Origin of the sequence: Lysinibacillus sp. RC79 (assembly GCF_041262405.1) — a bacterium.
Classification (GTDB): domain Bacteria; phylum Bacillota; class Bacilli; order Bacillales_A; family Planococcaceae; genus Lysinibacillus.
Map to the genome: position 1 here is coordinate 30,529 of NZ_JBGCCD010000041.1, position 18,287 is coordinate 48,815.

At 39.2% G+C, this 18,287-nt stretch carries 20 protein-coding genes; 18 read left to right on the forward strand and 2 right to left on the reverse strand.

Features of this window, described 5'->3' with window-relative positions:
• Positions 1-6: 6 nt before the first annotated feature.
• The 18 genes from hprK (at position 7) to ABH968_RS25070 (ending at position 16,738) form a co-directional block, all read left to right on the forward strand.
• Positions 7-951: an HPr(Ser) kinase/phosphatase gene (gene hprK, locus ABH968_RS24985; protein ID WP_370048371.1), complete on the forward strand. Its 945-nt coding sequence runs from the start codon at positions 7-9 to the stop codon at positions 949-951.
• A 49-nt stretch (positions 952-1,000) separates the two neighbouring features.
• Complete coding sequence (lgt, locus tag ABH968_RS24990) at positions 1,001-1,822, forward strand: prolipoprotein diacylglyceryl transferase (RefSeq protein WP_370048373.1); 822 nt, start codon at positions 1,001-1,003, stop codon at positions 1,820-1,822.
• 12 nt (positions 1,823-1,834) lie between these two features.
• On the forward strand, positions 1,835-2,476 hold the full coding sequence (ppaX, locus tag ABH968_RS24995; protein ID WP_370048374.1) for a pyrophosphatase PpaX: 642 nt from the start codon (positions 1,835-1,837) through the stop codon (positions 2,474-2,476).
• Positions 2,477-2,480: 4 nt separating this feature from the next.
• Positions 2,481-3,023 (forward strand): acyltransferase, encoded by a 543-nt coding sequence (locus tag ABH968_RS25000; protein WP_370048376.1) that lies wholly within the window; start codon positions 2,481-2,483, stop codon positions 3,021-3,023.
• A gap of 955 nt (positions 3,024-3,978) precedes the next feature.
• Positions 3,979-5,151, forward strand: coding sequence for an ATP phosphoribosyltransferase regulatory subunit (locus tag ABH968_RS25005; RefSeq protein WP_370048378.1), 1,173 nt, complete (start codon positions 3,979-3,981; stop codon positions 5,149-5,151).
• Entirely contained in the window at positions 5,144-5,767 is a 624-nt protein-coding gene (gene hisG, locus ABH968_RS25010; RefSeq protein ID WP_370048380.1) for an ATP phosphoribosyltransferase, read from the forward strand. Before ABH968_RS25005 ends, hisG begins: the two co-directional genes overlap by 8 nt.
• A 54-nt stretch (positions 5,768-5,821) precedes the next feature.
• Positions 5,822-7,096: a histidinol dehydrogenase gene (hisD, locus tag ABH968_RS25015; protein WP_370048382.1), complete on the forward strand. Its 1,275-nt coding sequence runs from the start codon at positions 5,822-5,824 to the stop codon at positions 7,094-7,096.
• A 4-nt stretch (positions 7,097-7,100) separates the two neighbouring features.
• On the forward strand, positions 7,101-7,700 hold the full coding sequence (hisB, locus tag ABH968_RS25020; RefSeq protein ID WP_053485806.1) for an imidazoleglycerol-phosphate dehydratase HisB: 600 nt from the start codon (positions 7,101-7,103) through the stop codon (positions 7,698-7,700).
• Positions 7,697-8,329, forward strand: a complete 633-nt coding sequence (gene hisH / locus ABH968_RS25025) for an imidazole glycerol phosphate synthase subunit HisH (protein ID WP_370048383.1) — start codon at positions 7,697-7,699, stop codon at positions 8,327-8,329. Before hisB ends, hisH begins: the two co-directional genes overlap by 4 nt.
• Positions 8,323-9,084, forward strand: coding sequence for an imidazole glycerol phosphate synthase subunit HisF (gene hisF / locus ABH968_RS25030; RefSeq protein WP_370048385.1), 762 nt, complete (start codon positions 8,323-8,325; stop codon positions 9,082-9,084). Before hisH ends, hisF begins: the two co-directional genes overlap by 7 nt.
• Positions 9,081-9,698 (forward strand): bifunctional phosphoribosyl-AMP cyclohydrolase/phosphoribosyl-ATP diphosphatase HisIE, encoded by a 618-nt coding sequence (hisIE, locus tag ABH968_RS25035; protein ID WP_370048387.1) that lies wholly within the window; start codon positions 9,081-9,083, stop codon positions 9,696-9,698. The genes hisF and hisIE overlap by 4 nt, the downstream gene beginning before the upstream one ends.
• Before the next feature lie 90 nt (positions 9,699-9,788).
• A complete protein-coding gene (locus tag ABH968_RS25040) occupies positions 9,789-11,312 on the forward strand; it encodes a tetratricopeptide repeat protein (protein ID WP_370048389.1) in 1,524 nt (507 codons plus the stop codon).
• A 100-nt stretch (positions 11,313-11,412) separates the two neighbouring features.
• The gene (gene trxB / locus ABH968_RS25045) at positions 11,413-12,357 is read left to right on the forward strand and encodes a thioredoxin-disulfide reductase (RefSeq protein ID WP_370048391.1); all 945 of its coding nucleotides are present in this window, start codon (positions 11,413-11,415) and stop codon (positions 12,355-12,357) included.
• 637 nt (positions 12,358-12,994) lie between these two features.
• A complete protein-coding gene (locus ABH968_RS25050) occupies positions 12,995-13,462 on the forward strand; it encodes an NUDIX domain-containing protein (RefSeq protein ID WP_370048393.1) in 468 nt (155 codons plus the stop codon).
• A gap of 9 nt (positions 13,463-13,471) precedes the next feature.
• Entirely contained in the window at positions 13,472-14,365 is an 894-nt protein-coding gene (rapZ, locus tag ABH968_RS25055) for an RNase adapter RapZ (protein ID WP_370048394.1), read from the forward strand.
• A 4-nt stretch (positions 14,366-14,369) separates the two neighbouring features.
• Positions 14,370-15,353: a gluconeogenesis factor YvcK family protein gene (locus ABH968_RS25060; protein ID WP_370048396.1), complete on the forward strand. Its 984-nt coding sequence runs from the start codon at positions 14,370-14,372 to the stop codon at positions 15,351-15,353.
• 65 nt (positions 15,354-15,418) lie between these two features.
• Positions 15,419-16,366: a DNA-binding protein WhiA gene (gene whiA, locus ABH968_RS25065; RefSeq protein ID WP_370048398.1), complete on the forward strand. Its 948-nt coding sequence runs from the start codon at positions 15,419-15,421 to the stop codon at positions 16,364-16,366.
• Positions 16,367-16,480: 114 nt separating this feature from the next.
• Entirely contained in the window at positions 16,481-16,738 is a 258-nt protein-coding gene (locus tag ABH968_RS25070; RefSeq protein WP_370048399.1) for an HPr family phosphocarrier protein, read from the forward strand.
• 682 nt (positions 16,739-17,420) lie between these two features.
• Here the strand turns inward: ABH968_RS25070 and clpP are convergent.
• Together clpP and ABH968_RS25080 are read right to left on the reverse strand one after the other, a co-directional pair.
• Positions 17,421-18,002, reverse strand: coding sequence for an ATP-dependent Clp endopeptidase proteolytic subunit ClpP (clpP, locus tag ABH968_RS25075; protein WP_370048401.1), 582 nt, complete (start codon positions 18,000-18,002; stop codon positions 17,421-17,423).
• Positions 18,003-18,091: 89 nt separating this feature from the next.
• Positions 18,092-18,287: hypothetical protein (locus ABH968_RS25080; RefSeq protein ID WP_370048402.1), on the reverse strand; the 196-nt coding region annotated here is incomplete at its 5' end.

Sequence of the window (18,287 nt, forward strand, 5' to 3'; positions counted from 1 at the left end):
TAAACATTGGTCGTAGTATTAACAAGAGATGTTATGGAAAAATTTAAGTTAGAACTATTAGCTGGTGAGGAAGGAATAGGAAGAACGATTGTTACTAGTGATATTTCAAGACCAGGGCTCGAGATGGCGGGGTATTTTACGCATTATCCTGCAAATCGAGTACAATTGCTTGGAAAAACAGAACTTTCTTTTTTTGAAATGCTACCTGCAAATGTGAAACTGGAGCGCATGCGTCTACTGTGTTCGCAGGATACACCAGCTATTATTATTTCTCGTGATTTAGAGGTACCTAAGGAACTTTTACAAGCATCCAATGAAAAACATGTACCTGTATTTAAAACACATATGACAACAACGAAATTTTCGAGTAGGCTAACAAACTATTTAGAAGGTCGCTTAGCACCAATGACTGCTGCTCATGGAGTTTTAGTTGATGTATACGGCATCGGTGTGCTAATTATCGGAAAAAGTGGTGTAGGGAAAAGTGAAACAGCACTTGAGCTTGTCAAGAAGGGGCACCGTTTAGTGGCTGATGATTGTGTGGAGATCCGTCAGGAATCAGAGAATTTTTTAATTGGGAGTCCACCTCCTCTTTTAGAACATTTACTCGAAATTCGAGGTATTGGTATTATCGATATTATGACACTCTTTGGAGCAAGTGCGGTACGACCGTACAAACGTATCACATTAGTTATCGAATTAGAAATATGGGATCCAGAAAAAGTATATGATCGTCTAGGTTTAGAGGAAGAAAAAATGAAAATCATTGATACGGAATTAACAAAGTTAACGATTCCTGTAAGACCTGGACGTAACGTGTCTGTTATTATTGAAGTAGCAGCAATGAATTATCGTTTGAAAAAGATGGGTGTTAATGCAGCCGAGGAGTTTTCTAGACGATTAGATGAGGTAATCTCATCGACAGATGAGTTGGATGATTATTCATTTTGATTAGGATTCAATTGCAAATGCAATGAATTGATTTTGAGAGGAGTATAAGATGGACTTAGTATTATTACAAATTAATCCGATCGCTTTCCATTTAGGACCTATCCCTGTTCGTTGGTATGGGTTACTAATCGTATCGGGTATTATTTTAGCTTATATTGTAGGACAAAGAGAGGCTGTTAAGAGAGGCTTACCCGAGGATTTTCTTGCGGATTTATTACTATGGGCTGTTCCTATATCCATAATATGTGCACGTATTTACTATGTTACGATGCGTTGGGATTATTATAGTGAAAACCCTGGGAAGATTATTGAAATTTGGAATGGTGGTATCGCTATTCACGGTGCTCTTATTGGTGCATTTTTGACAGCTTACATATTCACTCGTAGAAGAAATATTAGCTTTTTACGAGTAGCGGATATTGCGGCACCGAGTATTTTAATTGGACAAATAATTGGCCGATGGGGCAATTTTATGAACCAGGAAGCTTATGGTGGTCCAGTATCACGTGAATTTTTAGAACATCTAATGCTGCCGGATTGGATTATTAATCAAATGTACATCGAAGAATTAGGGACATATGTACATCCTACTTTTTTATATGAATCCGTCTGGAACATTATTGGGCTAATTATTTTATTAGTTTTACGCAAAGTAAATTTAAATCGTGGTGAAATATTCTTCGGCTATTTAATTTGGTATTCAATCGGTCGCTTCTATATAGAAGGCATGCGTACAGATAGCCTATATTTAGTAGGGAATTTACGCTCAGCTCAGGTTGTTTCGATAATAGGTATTGTTGTGGGTCTTGGTGCAATTATTTACCGACGTAAAAAAGTAAAACCTGTAGTAAAGTATTTAGATAATAAATAAGGGGTGCAAAGCATGGTTGTAAAGGCATTACTATTTGATTTTGATGGTACATTACTCAATACAAATGATTTAATCATTCAAACGTTTATGCATGTTTTAAACGAGCGATTTCCCGGGCAATATTCGCCAAAAGATTGCCTGAAATTCCTCGGGCCATCCTTAAAACAGACATTTAGTGACATTGCTCCTGGTGAAGAGGATGCAATGATTGTTAAATATCGTGAATATAATGAATTACATCACGATGAGCTTGTCACTCAATATCCTGATGTTGTATCAACTTTAGAGCAATTAAAGGCTATGGGTATCAAATTAGCGATTGTGTCTACAAAACGTAATGGGATGATTGACCGTGGTCTATCTGTACTTGGTGCAAGTCATTTATTTGATATCCGTATTGGCACGGATGATGTGAAAAATGTAAAGCCTGATCCAGAACCAGTTTTGCTTGCGCTTGAACGCCTTGGTGTAAACAAGGAAGACGCGATTATGATTGGTGACAATTCTCACGATATTGAGGCAGGACACAACGCTGGAGTTAGAGCAGCCGGTGTCGCATGGGCTTTTAAAGGTGAGGAATACTTACAGCAATTCAAGCCGGAATATATGTTGCATCATATGACGGATTTATTTGAAATTGTGAAAGCGGGGTAAGTAAATGGCACGTAAAACAGAACGCTACCGTGTCGAAGGAGCAAACTCGCTTTGGAATATTTATGATACGGTGTCCTTTTGGAAGGTGATGAAGTGTTTCGTTGTCATTCAAATTGGACGCTTCATACCATTTTTACGTGTGAAAAACTGGTTGTATCGAACTTTATTAAAAATGGAAATTGGTGAGCGAACTTCCTTAGCTTTAATGGTTATGCCAGATACGATGTTTCCAGAACGTATCCATATCGGTGACAATACCGTTATAGGCTTCAATACGACTATTTTGGCGCATGAATATTTAATAGAGGAATATCGTCTGGGAGATGTTCATATTGGTAACGAAGTGATGGTTGGTGCCAATTCAACGATACTACCAGGTGTTACGATAGGTGACGGTGCGATTGTGTCAGCTGCAACCCTTGTCCATAAAGATGTTCCAGCTGGCTGTCTAGCAGGCGGTAATCCTATGCAAATTATTTATACAGCTGAACAAATGGCGGAGCGCAAACGCAATGAAGTAGTAGAATGGTGCACGCCTAAAAAATAATAATACCTACACTGTGCAAGCTTTGCTATGCACAGTTTTTTGTTTTTGAAAAACTATTGTAACAATGAAATTAAAAAGAACACTGTACACAGTAATGCTTGCACAGTGTCATAGTATTGAAAAACAAAATGGTCAATGTTGTAGAGTCTTAAATGAGGGTGATTTCCGTTCCAGGCTACTCGCTTTCCTGTGGGCGAGCGTCGAGCCGCTTCCTCCGCTTACGCTCCGTCCAGGGTCTCGCCTGTCTCGCTTTCCCACGGGAGTCGAGTAGCCTTCCACTTCAATCAATGATAGTGTAGAACTTTTATAAATTTTTATGCATTTCAAATGTGTACGTTATGACAGCTCACCATAATAGAACAGAATAGACTTACAACAGTGACGCAATTGTATCTGTTGTTACTGCCACTATATTTTCGCTATAAAAGCATTTGTTGTTAAATGTTTCGTTTTATCACTATAGAATTAGAGCTATATGCCAGAAGATATATGTTATGTGAAGTGGTTGATTGGAGTGGAGACTGGGCGACTCCTCGGGGATCAGCGTCACAGATGAGACCCTGGAGCGAGCACACAGGGGAACGAAGGCTAAAACCATCACGTCTTGTGATAACGCCTTCGTGACCAACATCGTGTTGGCCCAAGCGGCTCATCGGACGCCCCCAGGAAAGCGCCCAGTCGGAACGGAAATCAACCCCTCGTTTTGCCGGAGAGTCATACTTTATTTAATATGCCCATAGAGGTTTACTAGTTTAAGTGGGGAAAAGCTGCTTTGCTGAATAAAGTTTCAATTTATTTATTTTCGAGTATAATTAACAGAATAATCAGTATTGAAATTATTCGATAATTTAAACGTAGTTGCATTGACTAGCAAGAAGAAATAAGTTAGAATTCTTTCATAATCTAATTCTCTAACACTCTAGTGAGTTAAAGTGAAACGTGAGGAAGTGTCAAAATGTCGTCGATTAAAATGTTTGAGAAACCACTTGGAATGCGCGATACATTTCCGCAAATATTTGAAAAGGTAGAGGCCGTAAGAAATACAGGGCGAGACTTTTTATGCAGAAGAGGCTATGAATTTATTAAAACGCCTGCAGTAGAGTATTTTGATACAGTCGGTAAAGCATCAGCAATAGCCGATGCGCATTTATTTAAATTAGTAGATAGCCAAGGCAACACGTTAGTACTACGACCTGATATGACAACACCGATTGCACGTGTAGCAACATCAAAATTATTAAAAGAGATGATTCCCGTACGCCTTGCTTATTTTGCTAGTGTCTTTCGCGCACAAGAAGCGGAAGGTGGACGTCCAGCAGAATTTGATCAGATGGGGATTGAGTTAATTGGAGACAATTCTGTATTTGCGGATGCTGAGGTTATTGCTACAGCAATGGAGTTATTAAAGCAATTTGGATTAGCGAAATTTAAAGTGACGATCGGTCATGCAGGTATATTAAATTGTATTTTACAAGATTATACAGAAAGCGTTGAACAACAAAATATACTTCGGACACTACTTGTGCAACGCAATTATGTAGGGTTTGAGGAAGCAGTAGAATCATTTGATTTACCTAAAACAAAATCCGATGCATTATTGCAATTCATTGAAGAAGCTATGAATTTAAAAGAAATACAAGATATTGAAAAATATGTGCGGAAAAATGACGCATTAGAATATATGCAACAGCTCAATAAACTACTTGAAATGGCAGAATTAGCGGATTATGTAGCCTTTGATTTTACACTTTCTAGTCACATGAGCTATTACACAGGCATGTTATTTGAAGTGTTTGCAACCGGCAGTGGCTTTCCATTAGGCAATGGGGGACGCTATGACGGATTGCTGGAGGTATTTGGCTCAAAAGTAGGTGCTACAGGTTTTAGTATTCGCGTTGATCGCCTATTAGAAACAATTGATGGGCAATCTGATGAACGACAAGAAGCTACAGTCGTGCTATTTGAGGAAGAACAATTTGAAACTGCTCTTGCAAAGGTACAGACGCTACGAGCAACTGGTAAACAGGCTACCTTACAGTTAAGGAGTAGCCTAGTCGATGAAGCAGCTTTTTTAGCACACTTTACAGAAGTAGTTGTTGTGGGACAGGAGGACGTTGACGGTGAATGAATTAACGATTGCTATGCCGAAGGGACGCATTTTTGACGAGGCATATCAGATGCTTTTAGAAGCTGGCTTTAATTTACCAGAAGAAGTCGAAATGTCCCGTAAATTAATGCTCGAAATTCCAGAAGAGAAAATTCGTTTTATATTAGCAAAGCCAATGGATGTTCCTGTTTATGTTGAGCATGGAGTAGCGGATATTGGTATTGCAGGTAAAGATGTTTTGTTAGAACAGCAACGAGAAGTGCATGAATTACTGGATTTAAAAATAAGTACTTGTTATATCGCATCAGCAGGCTTACCAAATACGACGATGAATGAAATCGCACCGAGAATAGCGACAAAATATCCTAATATTGCAATGAAATATTATAAGGGTATTGGAGAGCAGGTTGAAATTATTGAGCTAAACGGATCGATTGAATTGGCGCCCATGATTGGCTTAGCAGATCGAATTGTCGATATTGTTTCAACAGGCCGGACACTGAAAGAAAATGGCTTAGTGGAGTATGAATTTATTACAGACGTATCATCACGATTAATTGCCAACCCAGTAAGTTATCGCATGAAGAGTGACCGTATTATCGATCTTGTAAAACGTTTAAAAAAATGCGTTAAATAAAAATGTCTACTGTCTGGAAGAGGCACATTCCTAGATTTAAAGGAGATTAATCCTATGAAAATAACAAAGCTTGCAAAAGGTATTTCCTTAAAGCGACCACTTGAAAGTGGAAATGAAGAACAGTTAAAGGTTGTGCGTCAAGTATTGACAGATGTTCGTGCACAAGGTGACGCAGCCATTCGTGTTTATACAGAAAAATGGGATGGCTTTGCCCCTGATCATTTACGCGTAACGAAGGAAGAAATAGAAGAGGGCGCAAATTCGATTGATCAACAGCTTTATGCTGATTTAACAGAAGCTGCCCAAAATATTCGCTTTTATCACGAACAGCAAAAACGTTCAGGTTATCGCTTAGAACTAAAAGATGGTTCATGGCTTGGGCAACGAATTACTGCGCTCGATGCAGTAGGTCTTTATGTTCCTGGCGGTACAGCAGCATACCCATCGTCAGTCTTGATGAACGTTATTCCTGCACAAGTTGCTGGTGTTAAACGCATTGTTATGACATCTCCAGCAGGTCGCGATGGAAAATTACCTCCAGGTGTACTTGCTGCAGCCCGTATTTTAGGAGTAGAAGAAATATATAAAATCGGTGGAGCTCAGGCGATTGCAGCTCTTGCATATGGCACAGAGACAATTTCTCCAGTTGATAAAATTACAGGTCCGGGAAATATCTTTGTAGCATTAGCAAAACGTGAAGTATTTGGTGAGGTAGCGATTGATATGATTGCAGGTCCAAGTGAAATAGCAGTGTTAGCAGACGACACAGCATTTGCTGATGAAATCGCGGCTGATCTTTTATCACAGGCTGAGCATGATAAATTGGCTTGTGCAATTTTAGTGACGACTTCTGAGCAATTGGCTAAAAAAGTAGCTGATGAAGTGGAGAAACAATTAATGACTTTACCGCGTGAAGAAGTAGCACGTACATCGATAGAAAACTTTGGTGCTATTTATGTGGCTGAAACGATGGCAGATGCTATAGATGCCATTAATTCGCTAGCGCCTGAGCATTTAGAAATTGTCACAAAAAATGCTGAGGCTGTAGCTGAACAAGTACGACATGCAGGTGGTATTTTCATCGGTCGTTATAGCTCTGAACCAGTTGGTGATTACTTTGCAGGGACAAACCATGTGCTGCCAACGAATAGCACTGCACGCTTTGCAAGTGGCTTAAACGTCGATGATTTTGTGAAAAAATCGAGCGTCGTCTTTTATAGTGAAAAAACTTGGGCAGAAAACGCACCGAAAATTGCACGTCTAGCACGCATGGAAGGCTTAGAGGGCCATGCGCGTGCAGTCGAATCACGTGGATGGGAAAAGGAGTAGTACAATGACTGAAAAAAAACGATATGCAAAAGTTGAACGTACGACAAACGAAACTCAAATTTCGGTAGCCATCGATTTAGATGGTGAAGGAAAGGCGGATATTAAAACGGGTGTTGGCTTTATGGATCACATGCTTGATCTCTTTATCAAACATGGGCTTTTCGATGGGACGATACAAGCGAATGGTGATACATATATAGACGATCATCATACAACAGAAGACCTCGGAATTGTATTAGGCCAAGCCATTCGTGAAGCGCTCGGTGATAAAAAAGGAATAAAGCGTTACGGCACAGCATTTGTGCCAATGGATGATGCGCTTGCACAGGTCGTTGTTGATTGCTCGAATCGTCCGCACTTAGAATATCGTGTGCCACAGTTGAAGGAAAAGGTCGGTAGCTTCGATACTGAATTAGTACATGAATTTTTGTGGAAGTTTGCACTTGAGGCTCGGATGAATGTTCATGTCATCGTACCTTATGGCCATAATACACATCATATTATTGAAGCTATTTTTAAGGCGTTAGCACGTGCCATTGACGCAGCAGTGGAAATTGATCCACGTGTTAAAGGTGTACCATCGACTAAGGGGCTGTTAACGTGAAAATAGGTGTTATTGATTATGGAATGGGGAATTTATTTAGTGTTGAACAGGCATTAAAACGACTTGGCTGTGAGGTTGTTGTCACGTCTAACGAAAAAGTGCTAGATGCGACAGATGCACTGCTGCTTCCTGGTGTTGGGGCATTTCCAGATGCCATCAAACGTTTAGCTGAAATGAATTTAGATCGATATTTACACAAGGTGAAAGCTGAAAATCGACCACTTCTCGGAATTTGCTTAGGCATGCAATTATTATTTGAGCAAAGTGAAGAAGTGGCCCCAACGAAAGGTCTAGGCTTTTTTAAAGGCAGTATTAAACGATTTAGTGGTGACAACGCTGGGCAGAAGTATCGAGTGCCGCATATGGGATGGAATGAGCTCGTAGTGACAAAGCGTCCTTCATGGTTAAAGGGTGAGGTATCGGCAAAGCATGTTTATTTTGTGCACTCATTTTATGCAACTGATATCGAAGAAACGGAGCTTGTCGCTTATGCCGATTATCGTGGAATTAAGGTACCTGGCATTGTTGCAAATGGCTCTGTAACGGGAATGCAGTTCCACCCCGAAAAGTCAGGTGAACTAGGTGTGTATTTATTAGAGCAGTGGTTGAAGGGGGTGGCATCATGTTAACAAAACGCATTATTCCATGTCTTGATGTGAAAGAGGGGCGTGTTGTAAAAGGTGTACAGTTTGTGTCGTTACGTGACGCGGGTGACCCAGTAGAGCTTGCCAAGTTTTATGATGAGCAAGGGGCAGATGAGCTTGTGTTTCTAGATATCTCGGCATCACATGAAGGACGTGAAACAATGGTTGATGTCGTACGACAAACTGCAGCTACATTAGCAATTCCATTTACAGTAGGTGGTGGAATTCGTACATTAGATGATATGAAACGCATTTTACGAGCAGGTGCCGATAAAGTATCGGTGAATACTTCTGCTATAGAGCGACCGGAGCTCATTAAAGAAGGTTCTGACTTTTTTGGCTCGCAATGTATTGTTGTAGCTATTGATGCCCGCTATAGTGAGGCAGATGCCACATGGATGGTTTATACGCATGGAGGCCGAAATAAAACAACATGGCGAGCAACTGAATGGGCAAAGGAAGCGGTTCGCTTAGGTGCCGGTGAAATTTTATTAACGAGTATGAATCAGGACGGTGAGAAATCCGGTTTTGATTTAGCATTAACAAAAGCTGTGAGAGAGGCTGTGACAGTTCCTGTTATTGCAAGTGGCGGTGCAGGGAATGCCGAACATTTTTACGAGGTATTAGCTGAAGATGTCGATGCAGATGCAGCACTTGCCGCATCCATCTTCCATTACAAAGAAACGAGCGTAGCACAAGTAAAAGAATACTTACGTGAAAAAGGAGTGACAGTAAGATGATTGACGGCATTAAATTTGATGATAAGGGTCTTGTCACTGCGGTTGTACAAGATGCTAATACAAAAGAAGTACTAACGGTAGCGTATATGAATAAAGAATCACTAGAGAAAACACTTGAATCGGGAGAAACATGGTTCTTCTCACGTTCACGTCAAGAGCTCTGGCACAAAGGGGCAACAAGTGGTCATACACAAAAAGTCGTGTCTATCAAGGCTGACTGTGACGGTGACGCATTAGTTGTGGAAGTAATTCCTACTGGCCCGGCTTGTCATAATGGAACAACTTCTTGCTTTACGGAAATCATTCAGCAAAATGCCGAGGTCGGGTCTGTTGAGATTATTTCGAAACTTGTAAATGTCATTGAAAAGCGTGAGCAAGAAATGCCAGAAGGGGCGTATACTACATATTTATTCGATAAAGGAATCGATAAAATTTGTAAAAAAGTTGGAGAAGAAGCAACTGAGGTTGTCATAGGTGCAAAAAATCGCGATGCAGAAGAAGTAAAATGGGAAGCTGCCGATTTAATTTATCATCTACTAGTGTTACTACAAGAACAAAAAGTAAATGTTTATGACGTCTTACATGTGTTAGAAAAACGTCACGAGGAGAAATAACGGCATATTGCTTATTGTATGGTATAATAGAAGTTACTGTGTAAAGGAACGTATGATACGTTCCTTATTTCTTGTTTCGGAGGAAATATATTGGAAAAGAAACGTCAAAAAGAGAATCAAACGAATATAGTGTCGTTCATTCCAACAGGCGACTATTATTATAAAAAATCAATTCAAGCAATGAATAGCGGACAAATGAATAAAGCCTATAAATATTTACAGCGAGCAGTTGATTTAAGCCCTGATGATCCAATGATTTTATTGCAATTAGCGATAATAGAGTTAGAGGGTCAACGTTTCGAGGAAGCGTATGATCTTCTTCGTCGTGCCTATCAGATAGATAAAGACAATCCAGAAATTATTTTTTACATGGCAGAGGTATCAGGATGTATCGGCATCATACATGATGCTAAGCGCTTTGCAGAGCAATATTTACAAATAGAGCCAGAGGGTGCCTATGCAGATGAAGCTGCTGAAATATTAGAGTTTGTTGACTTTGAGCAGGATGATTTTGAGGAGCTTGAAGGTTCTGCTGAAGATTTATATCGGCAGGAACAGGCGAGACGTTGTATGGAAAAGGGAGATTTCCCTGAAGCTATTAAGATTCTAGAAGACTTAATTGAAGATACACCAGATTTTTGGTCAGCTTATAACAACTTAGCCCTTGCCTATTTTTATGTTGGTGAAGCAGAACAGGCGAAGGCTCTGCTAAACACTGTATTGCGTGAAAATAAGGGGAATCTACATGCACTATGTAATTTAACGGTTATCGCATACTATGAAAAAAATGAAGAAGATTTAAAGGATCTTTTAGAAGTACTTGTAAAAATTCAGCCATACTTATGGGAACATCGCTACAAGCTAGGTGCAACATTAGCACTCGTTGGACAATATGATGTAGCATTTAAATGGTTGCGTAGCATGCAAAAAAGAGGCTATGTAGGCGATGCTGGCTTTTACTTTTGGTTATCACATGCAGCTTATTTTTCAGGACATGAAGAAATTTCAAAGAATACATGGGAGCAGCTACTTGAGCTAGATCCCGATAAAGAAGGTTTCGAACCTTGGCGTCAAGAAGAAAATACGTATTCACTTGATGCATTAGAACATGACCGTGATTATATTGTAGATAAGCTAGAGAGCGATTATACAAGTGAACGGATATTTGGCTTATTTTTACTAAGCTGTACAGCACATAAACAGGAAATTATTGCGCACCCAAAATGGATAAACGTTGAACAATTCAATGCGTATGAAAAGCTATTCCTAGCTTATGTACTAGGACATCAATTTGATATGAAAAACAAAGTAGAGGCTAGCTTTATACGAGCAGTAAGTGTGCCAGAAATATTACTAGAACAGTATGGTAAGCTTACGACTTTAATTGCACCAATGTTCCAAATGTGGTTTGTGCTTTGTGAGCAAGCATTGATAAATAATTATCGTTTTACAAATCCAGCGGCTATTGCAGGAGCAAATGATTATTTATTCCGTTCTTCCCGAATGCTCAAGGTTACAAAAAAGGAGATAGCTCAGCAATACGGAGTATCAGTGTCTACTTTATCGAAGTATATTGATGAAATTTTAAAGTTTTTACCAGACACTCATAATTAGACCGTGAGCAACATAGTTGAATAACTTTTTACTTTCACATACGATGATCATACTAAAGTTATTATAAAAAAGTAAAAAATCTGTTTAGGGGGAAGTATTTATGTCAGAAGAAAAAATTTATGATGTTGTAATAATTGGTGCAGGTCCGGCTGGTATGACTGCAGCTGTTTATACATCACGTGCCAACCTTTCAACTTTAATGATTGAACGTGGTATCCCTGGCGGACAAATGGCAAGTACAGAAGAAGTAGAAAACTATCCAGGATTTGATACAATTTTAGGGCCTGAGCTGTCTACAAAAATGTTCGATCATGCTAAGAAATTTGGTGCAGAATATGCGTATGGCGATGTAACTGAAATTATTGATGGTGAGGAATATAAAACAATAAAATCAGGTACTAAAGAATATAAAACACGAGCAATCATTATTTCTACAGGTGCAGAGTATAAAAAAATGGGCGTGCCTGGCGAAAAAGAACTTGGAGGCCGTGGTGTCAGCTATTGTGCAGTATGTGATGGTGCATTCTTCAAGCAAAAAAATCTTGTTGTCGTAGGTGGCGGGGATTCTGCTGTTGAAGAAGGCGTTTATTTAACTCGCTTTGCTGATAAAGTAACAATTGTGCACCGTCGTGATAAATTACGTGCACAAAAAATTCTCCAAGATCGTGCCTTTGCTAACGAAAAAATTGATTTCATTTGGAATGCAACAGTCAAAGAAATTAATGAGGCTAATGGTAAAGTTGGAAGTGTAACATTACAATCAACTATAGATGGTACAGAATCTGATTTTGCTACTGACGGCGTATTTGTATACATTGGTATGCTTCCGTTAACAAAACCATTTGAGTCTCTAGGTATTTTAAATGATGCTGGTTATATTTTGACAAATGATACTATGGAAACAACAGTACCAGGAATCTTCGCAGCTGGGGATGTACGTGAAAAATCACTTCGTCAAATCGTTACAGCGACAGGCGACGGAAGTGTTGCAGCACAAGCAGTACAGCACTATGTGGAAGAATTATTAGAAAAAATTAATGCTTAAAGTGAATCATTGCTAAGGGCATTCAACTCCCAGAGTGGGATGTGCAGTCAAGTGAATATTTTGTAGAGTGCCCAAAATCAGGCTCATCATCAAAAGTTGTGGATAACATTTTTTTTGAAAATGTATGCCATTTATATAAGTTGATTGGAGTGGAGGCTGGACGCCCCCAGGAAGCTTTGCTCTGTGCGAAAGCGTAGCGTCAGCAATTGTTTTATCTGTGCGAAAGCGTAGCGACAGCAACAACAAAGCGCCCAGTCGGAACGGAAATCAACCACACGTTATGGTGATGAACCCAAGATCGTTATTTTAAGGAAAAAAATACAATTTTAATACGGTCTTAATATAGTTGTAACTTGAATGACATATAAAAGGTGTAATATATAAATTGTAATTAGCAATCCCCCTTTTATTTTGTTGAGTAGGTTGTTTCCGCCAAATAAGGTGGAGCAACCTATTTTTGTTGTAAACGAAAGTTTTGATTTTTTATGGCGGAGTTTCATATGCTTGAGTAGAGGTTAAAAACAAGTATCGTTGAAGTTGAAATTGCAAATGCACCTAAAGTTGAGAATTGAGGACAAACCTTGTTTGGTCTTGCTATAATAAATGGTAGAATGCAAAAGAGATTAGAGGTGTGCCTATGCAAAGAATTGCAAATTTAATAGCCGTAAAAGACGGTCAAATGTTATTACTTCAGAAGCCAAGACGTGGCTGGTACGTAGCTCCTGGCGGTAAAATGGAGAGCGGGGAGTCGATTTATGAGGCTGCTGTACGTGAGTTTCAAGAAGAAACAAATGTCACACCAATAAATGCTCATTTAAAGGGTGTTTATACGATGATTATTAGAGAAAATAATGAGGTAGTGGACGAATGGATGCTTTATACATTTGTTGCAAAGGATATAGAAGGAGTACCGTTTAAAGAAACTAGAGAAGGCAAACTTGCATGGCACCCAGTAGAGGATTTGAAACATTTGCCAATGGCTGAAGGTGATCGAACAAACTTACAATTTGCTATCTCACAATCAGGCATTCAGTACGGTACATTCGAATACACAACTGATTTTGAATTACTTCATGAGAAAATACAAATATCAATCGAACAATAAAGGAGCTGAATGACAGTGGTGGTTGAAGGCCCAAAAGGTACACATGAGTTGGTTATTATTACAGGAATGTCTGGAGCTGGGAAAACTGTAGCTATTCAGAGCTTTGAGGATTTAGGGTATTACTGTATTGATAATTTACCACCAGCGTTACTCACAACATTTTTAACCCTACTAAGGGATTCGGGTAAAAATATTACACGTATAGCAGCTGTCATGGATATGCGTGGTGGCGACTTTTTTGATTCTCTTATTGGCGCCCTCGACCATATACTTAAAGAAGGCGATATAGTTGCACGAATTTTATTTTTAGATGCAGATGATGCAACTTTAGTTAGACGTTATAAAGAAACAAGACGTGCACATCCATTAGCTGTAAATGGTTTGCCATTAGATGGCATTAAACAAGAACGTAAGCTTTTATCAGAAGTAAAGGGTCGCGCTAAATTTGTCTATAATACATCTAATATGAAGCCTAAAGAGCTACGTGAAAAAATAGCTAAAGAATTTGCCAGTGATGCTGATAATATTTTCTCAGTGAATATAATGTCTTTTGGATTTAAGCATGGTATGCCGATTGATGCCGACTTAGTATTTGATGTCCGTTTTTTAAAAAACCCATATTATGTAGAAGAGTTACGCCATAAAACGGGTTTACAAACTGAGGTATCTTCTTATGTTCTGGCACTAGAAGATACGCAAACACTCATTCAAAAACTAACGGATTTATTTGAATTTATGATTCCGCTCTATAGACAAGAGGGCAAATCACAACTTGTCATTGCTTTTGGATGTACTGGCGGACAGCATCGTTCGGTAACATTAGCAGAGTATTTTGGGGCATATTTAGCTGGAAAGGAAAACACGGTTATTACGCATCGTGACATCAATCGTAGAAAGGATTGAGTGAATGGGAAAGAAGCGAACAAAGCTTGTTGTAATTGGTGGTGGTACAGGGCTTTCTACATTATTACGAGGGCTTAAGCACCACCCATTTGATATTACTGCAATTGTGACAGTAGCAGATGATGGTGGTTCTTCAGGACGCTTACGAGATGACTATGATATTCCACCACCAGGTGATGTCCGCAATGTGATCGCGGCATTATCGGATGTTGAACCGCTTGTAGAGCAAATGTTTCAATATCGATTTTCAGCATCGGAAGATTTACGTGGTCATTCATTGGGTAATTTAATGCTGACTGCTTTAACAGATATTACCGGGGACTTTAACCATGCTATTAGTGAAATGGGCAAGGTATTAAAGGTTCATGGTCGTGTCATACCAGCAGCTAATAAAAAGATAAATTTACATGCAGAGCTTGAGGACGGTTCAATCATTGAAGGGGAATCTAAAATTCCCATGGCTAAAGAACGAATTAGTCGAGTTTTTTTAGTGCCTGAAAATGTGAAACCGTTACCAGAAGCTATTCGAGCAATCAATCGTGCTGATTATATATTAATTGGTCCAGGAAGTTTATATACAAGCATTATTCCAAACCTTCTTGTAAAAGAAATTGGAAAAGCTGTTGTTAAGGCTACAGGGAGAAAAATTTACGTTTGTAATTTAATGACTCAAAAAGGTGAAACCATTTCCTATACAGCAGGTGATCATGTTAAAGCTTTATACAAGCATGTTGGAGACTCCTTCATTGATTCCATTTTAGTGAATAATGAAAAACTTCCTCATCCTGTAAAAGAGCTTTATAAGGAAGAGTTTGCTGAGCCAGTAACATTTGACGTTGCAAAGCTCGAAAGTATGGGATTAGAGGTTATTAAACGGGATATTGCCACGATTCGCCCAGATGGGATGGTTCGTCATAATGCGGCAAACGTTGCAAAATGGCTTGTAGATTACGCGAATATCTATAAACAAGAAGTTAGTGAATTATAAAGCACTTATTGTATATGATAAGATGGACATATACATAGAACAAAAGGTTGAAAGGAGGGCGTGATATGTCTTTTGCTTCTGAAACGAAAAAGGAATTAACTCAAATAGAAGCGGACAATCATTGTATGAAAGCAGAAGTATCTGCCCTAATTCGTATGAATGGTTCATTATCCTTTGCTAATAAACAGTTAAGCTTAGACGTACAAACTGAAAACGCTGCAATCGCAAGAAGACTTTATACGATTATGAAAAAGTTGTATCCGTATAATGTAGAGTTACTTGTTAGAAAAAAGATGCGTTTGAAAAAAAATAACGTATACATTTGCCGTGTAAGAGAAGGTGCGCGTGAGCTACTAATCGATTTAGAAATCATCTCAGACGACTTTCAATTTAATCATACTATTTCTCGGGAGCTCATTAAAAAGAGTGGTCAAAAAAGAGCGTATTTACGAGGCGCATTTTTAGCGGGTGGCTCTGTCAACAATCCAGAAACATCAGCCTACCATTTAGAAGTTTATTCATTATATAAAGAGCATGGCGAGGCTTTAATGGATTTGATGAATGAATTTGAGCTAAATGCAAAAACAATTGAACGAAAAAAAGGCTTTGTTACTTATTTAAAAGAAGCGGAAAAAATTTCTGATTTCCTTAATATTGTTGGAGCTCATCAAGCAATGATGAAGTTCGAAGACGTTCGTATATTGCGAGACATGAGAAATAGTGTTAATCGCATTGTTAACTGTGAAACAGCGAACTTAAATAAAACTATAGGTGCAGCATTACGTCAGGTAGAGAATATCCGATTTATTGAAAATTCAATAGGACTAGATCAATTGCCTGAAAAACTTCGTGAAATTGCACGATTACGAGTAGAATATCAAGATGTAACGTTAAAAGAACTTGGCGAAATGGTATCAAGTGGGACAGTTAGTAAATCAGGTGTCAATCATCGATTACGGAAAATCGATGAGATTGCCGATGCATTAAGAAGCGGAGAAAAAATTGGTGGTTGAATTTTCATACTTTTCAGGTATGAATGTGATGCGTAATCGCGTATTGTTCTTTTGCTAGTAAGTAAGGTAAGATAAATACAATAAGATGAACGGTAGTAAAGGAGAGTTTTAAGAATGACCGAGAGAAGAGTCTATGTAAAATTAAAATTAGGACTACAAGCTAGACAAGCAGCATTATTTGTCCAAGAAGCAAATCGTTTTAGCGCAGATATCTTTCTTGAGAAAGAAGAGAAAAAAGTAAATGCTAAGTCCATTATGGGTGTTATGAGCTTAGCCATTGCAAAAGGAACAGAGGTCGTACTTAGTGGCGATGGCAACGATGCTGAGCAAGCGGTTACAGCATTAGCAGCACTAATCGAAAAAGAAGATTAAAAAACTTATGATGCAAAGACTGTCCAAACAGGTAAAACTTACATGTTGGGCAGTTTTTTTTGCGCTTTTGCACAGAAAATAGGTCCTGAAAGAAGGGCCAAAGCGACGGAAAGAAAAGTCAGAGCGACGGAAAGAAGAGCAGCCGACGGAAAGAAGTGTCAGAGCGACGGAAAGGAGAATCGGAGCGACGGAAAGAAGAGCAGCCGACGGAAAGAAGAGTCAGAGCGACGGAAAGAAGAATCGGAGCGACGGAAAGAAGAGCAGCCGACGGAAAGAAGTGTCAGAGCGACGGAAAGAAGAGTCAGGGCGACGGAAAGAAGAGCAGCCGACGGAAAGAAGTGTCAGAGCGACGGAAAGAAAGATCAAAGCGACGGAAAGAAGAGTCAGGGCGACGGAAAGAAAGATCGAAGCGACGGAAAGAAGAGCAGCCGATGGAAAGAAGAGTCAGAGCGACGGAAAGAAGAGTCAGAGCGACGGAAAGAAGAGTCAGAGCGACGGAAAGAAGAGCAGCCGACGGAAAGAAGTGTCAGAGCGACGGAAAGAAAAGTCAAATGGTGGATAGAACCATCAAAATGATGGATAGAACGATCAAAGTGAGGGATAGCCCCATCAAACCATACATAAATTTGATGTCGTACAAAAAAAGACATCTCAGAAATAAATCTGGGATGCCTTTAATTTTTTATTTACGATCCATAATTTGGTCGATTAAGCCGTATTCTTTTGCACGCTCAGCAGTCATGAAGTTATCGCGGTCTGTATCTCTTGCAATGACTTCAAGTGGTTGACCAGTGCGTTCTGATAAAATACCATTTAATTTTTCACGTAAGAATAAAATACGTTTTGCAGCGATTTCGATTTCAGTTGCCTGACCTTGTGCACCGCCAAGAGGTTGGTGAATCATTACTTCTGCATTTGGTAATGCGAAACGTTTACCAGGTTCACCAGCAGCAAGTAGGAAAGCACCCATAGATGCTGCCATTCCAATACAAATTGTTTGTACTTGTGGTTTGATAATTTGCATTGTGTCATAAATTGCCATACCAGCAGTGATAGATCCACCTGGTGAGTTAATGTAAAGAAAGATATCTTTTTCTGGATCTTCTGCTTGTAGGAATAGAAGTTGAGCAACAATTGAGTTAGCAACGTTGTCGTCAATTGCGCTTCCTAGTAGGATAATACGGTCTTTAAGTAGTCGTGAATAGATGTCATATGCACGTTCACCACGACTTGTTTGTTCAATAACTGTAGGAATTAAATTCATGTTAAATCCTCCTTAAAAAACTAAATTCGAATACTTTTGCTGAAAACTTTCTTTGGATTTCAGCTGTAACCTTATCATACACATTATAGTCAGGGAAGGTCAAATATTAACCCTGTTAAAGTGAAATAAATTAAATCAATTTCGCCTTGGCGTAATTGTAGCTGCCGCATCGCTTTCGCACAGACAAACCATTGTAGCTGCCGCATCGCTTTCGCACAGACAAACCATTGTAGCTGCCGCATCGCTTTCGCACAGACAAACCATTGTAGCTGCCGCATCGCTTTC

Coding starts and splice junctions, on each gene's coding strand:
- lgt (WP_370048373.1), top strand. CDS start 1,001: ATGGACTTAGTATTATTACAAATTAATCCGATCGCTTTCCATTTAGGA.
- ppaX (WP_370048374.1), top strand. CDS start 1,835: ATGGTTGTAAAGGCATTACTATTTGATTTTGATGGTACATTACTCAAT.
- ABH968_RS25000 (WP_370048376.1), top strand. CDS start 2,481: ATGGCACGTAAAACAGAACGCTACCGTGTCGAAGGAGCAAACTCGCTT.
- ABH968_RS25005 (WP_370048378.1), top strand. CDS start 3,979: ATGTCGTCGATTAAAATGTTTGAGAAACCACTTGGAATGCGCGATACA.
- hisD (WP_370048382.1), top strand. CDS start 5,822: ATGAAAATAACAAAGCTTGCAAAAGGTATTTCCTTAAAGCGACCACTT.
- hisB (WP_053485806.1), top strand. CDS start 7,101: ATGACTGAAAAAAAACGATATGCAAAAGTTGAACGTACGACAAACGAA.
- hisF (WP_370048385.1), top strand. CDS start 8,323: ATGTTAACAAAACGCATTATTCCATGTCTTGATGTGAAAGAGGGGCGT.
- hisIE (WP_370048387.1), top strand. CDS start 9,081: ATGATTGACGGCATTAAATTTGATGATAAGGGTCTTGTCACTGCGGTT.
- trxB (WP_370048391.1), top strand. CDS start 11,413: ATGTCAGAAGAAAAAATTTATGATGTTGTAATAATTGGTGCAGGTCCG.
- ABH968_RS25050 (WP_370048393.1), top strand. CDS start 12,995: ATGCAAAGAATTGCAAATTTAATAGCCGTAAAAGACGGTCAAATGTTA.
- rapZ (WP_370048394.1), top strand. CDS start 13,472: ATGACAGTGGTGGTTGAAGGCCCAAAAGGTACACATGAGTTGGTTATT.
- ABH968_RS25060 (WP_370048396.1), top strand. CDS start 14,370: ATGGGAAAGAAGCGAACAAAGCTTGTTGTAATTGGTGGTGGTACAGGG.
- whiA (WP_370048398.1), top strand. CDS start 15,419: ATGTCTTTTGCTTCTGAAACGAAAAAGGAATTAACTCAAATAGAAGCG.
- ABH968_RS25070 (WP_370048399.1), top strand. CDS start 16,481: ATGACCGAGAGAAGAGTCTATGTAAAATTAAAATTAGGACTACAAGCT.
- clpP (WP_370048401.1), bottom strand. CDS start 18,002: ATGAATTTAATTCCTACAGTTATTGAACAAACAAGTCGTGGTGAACGT.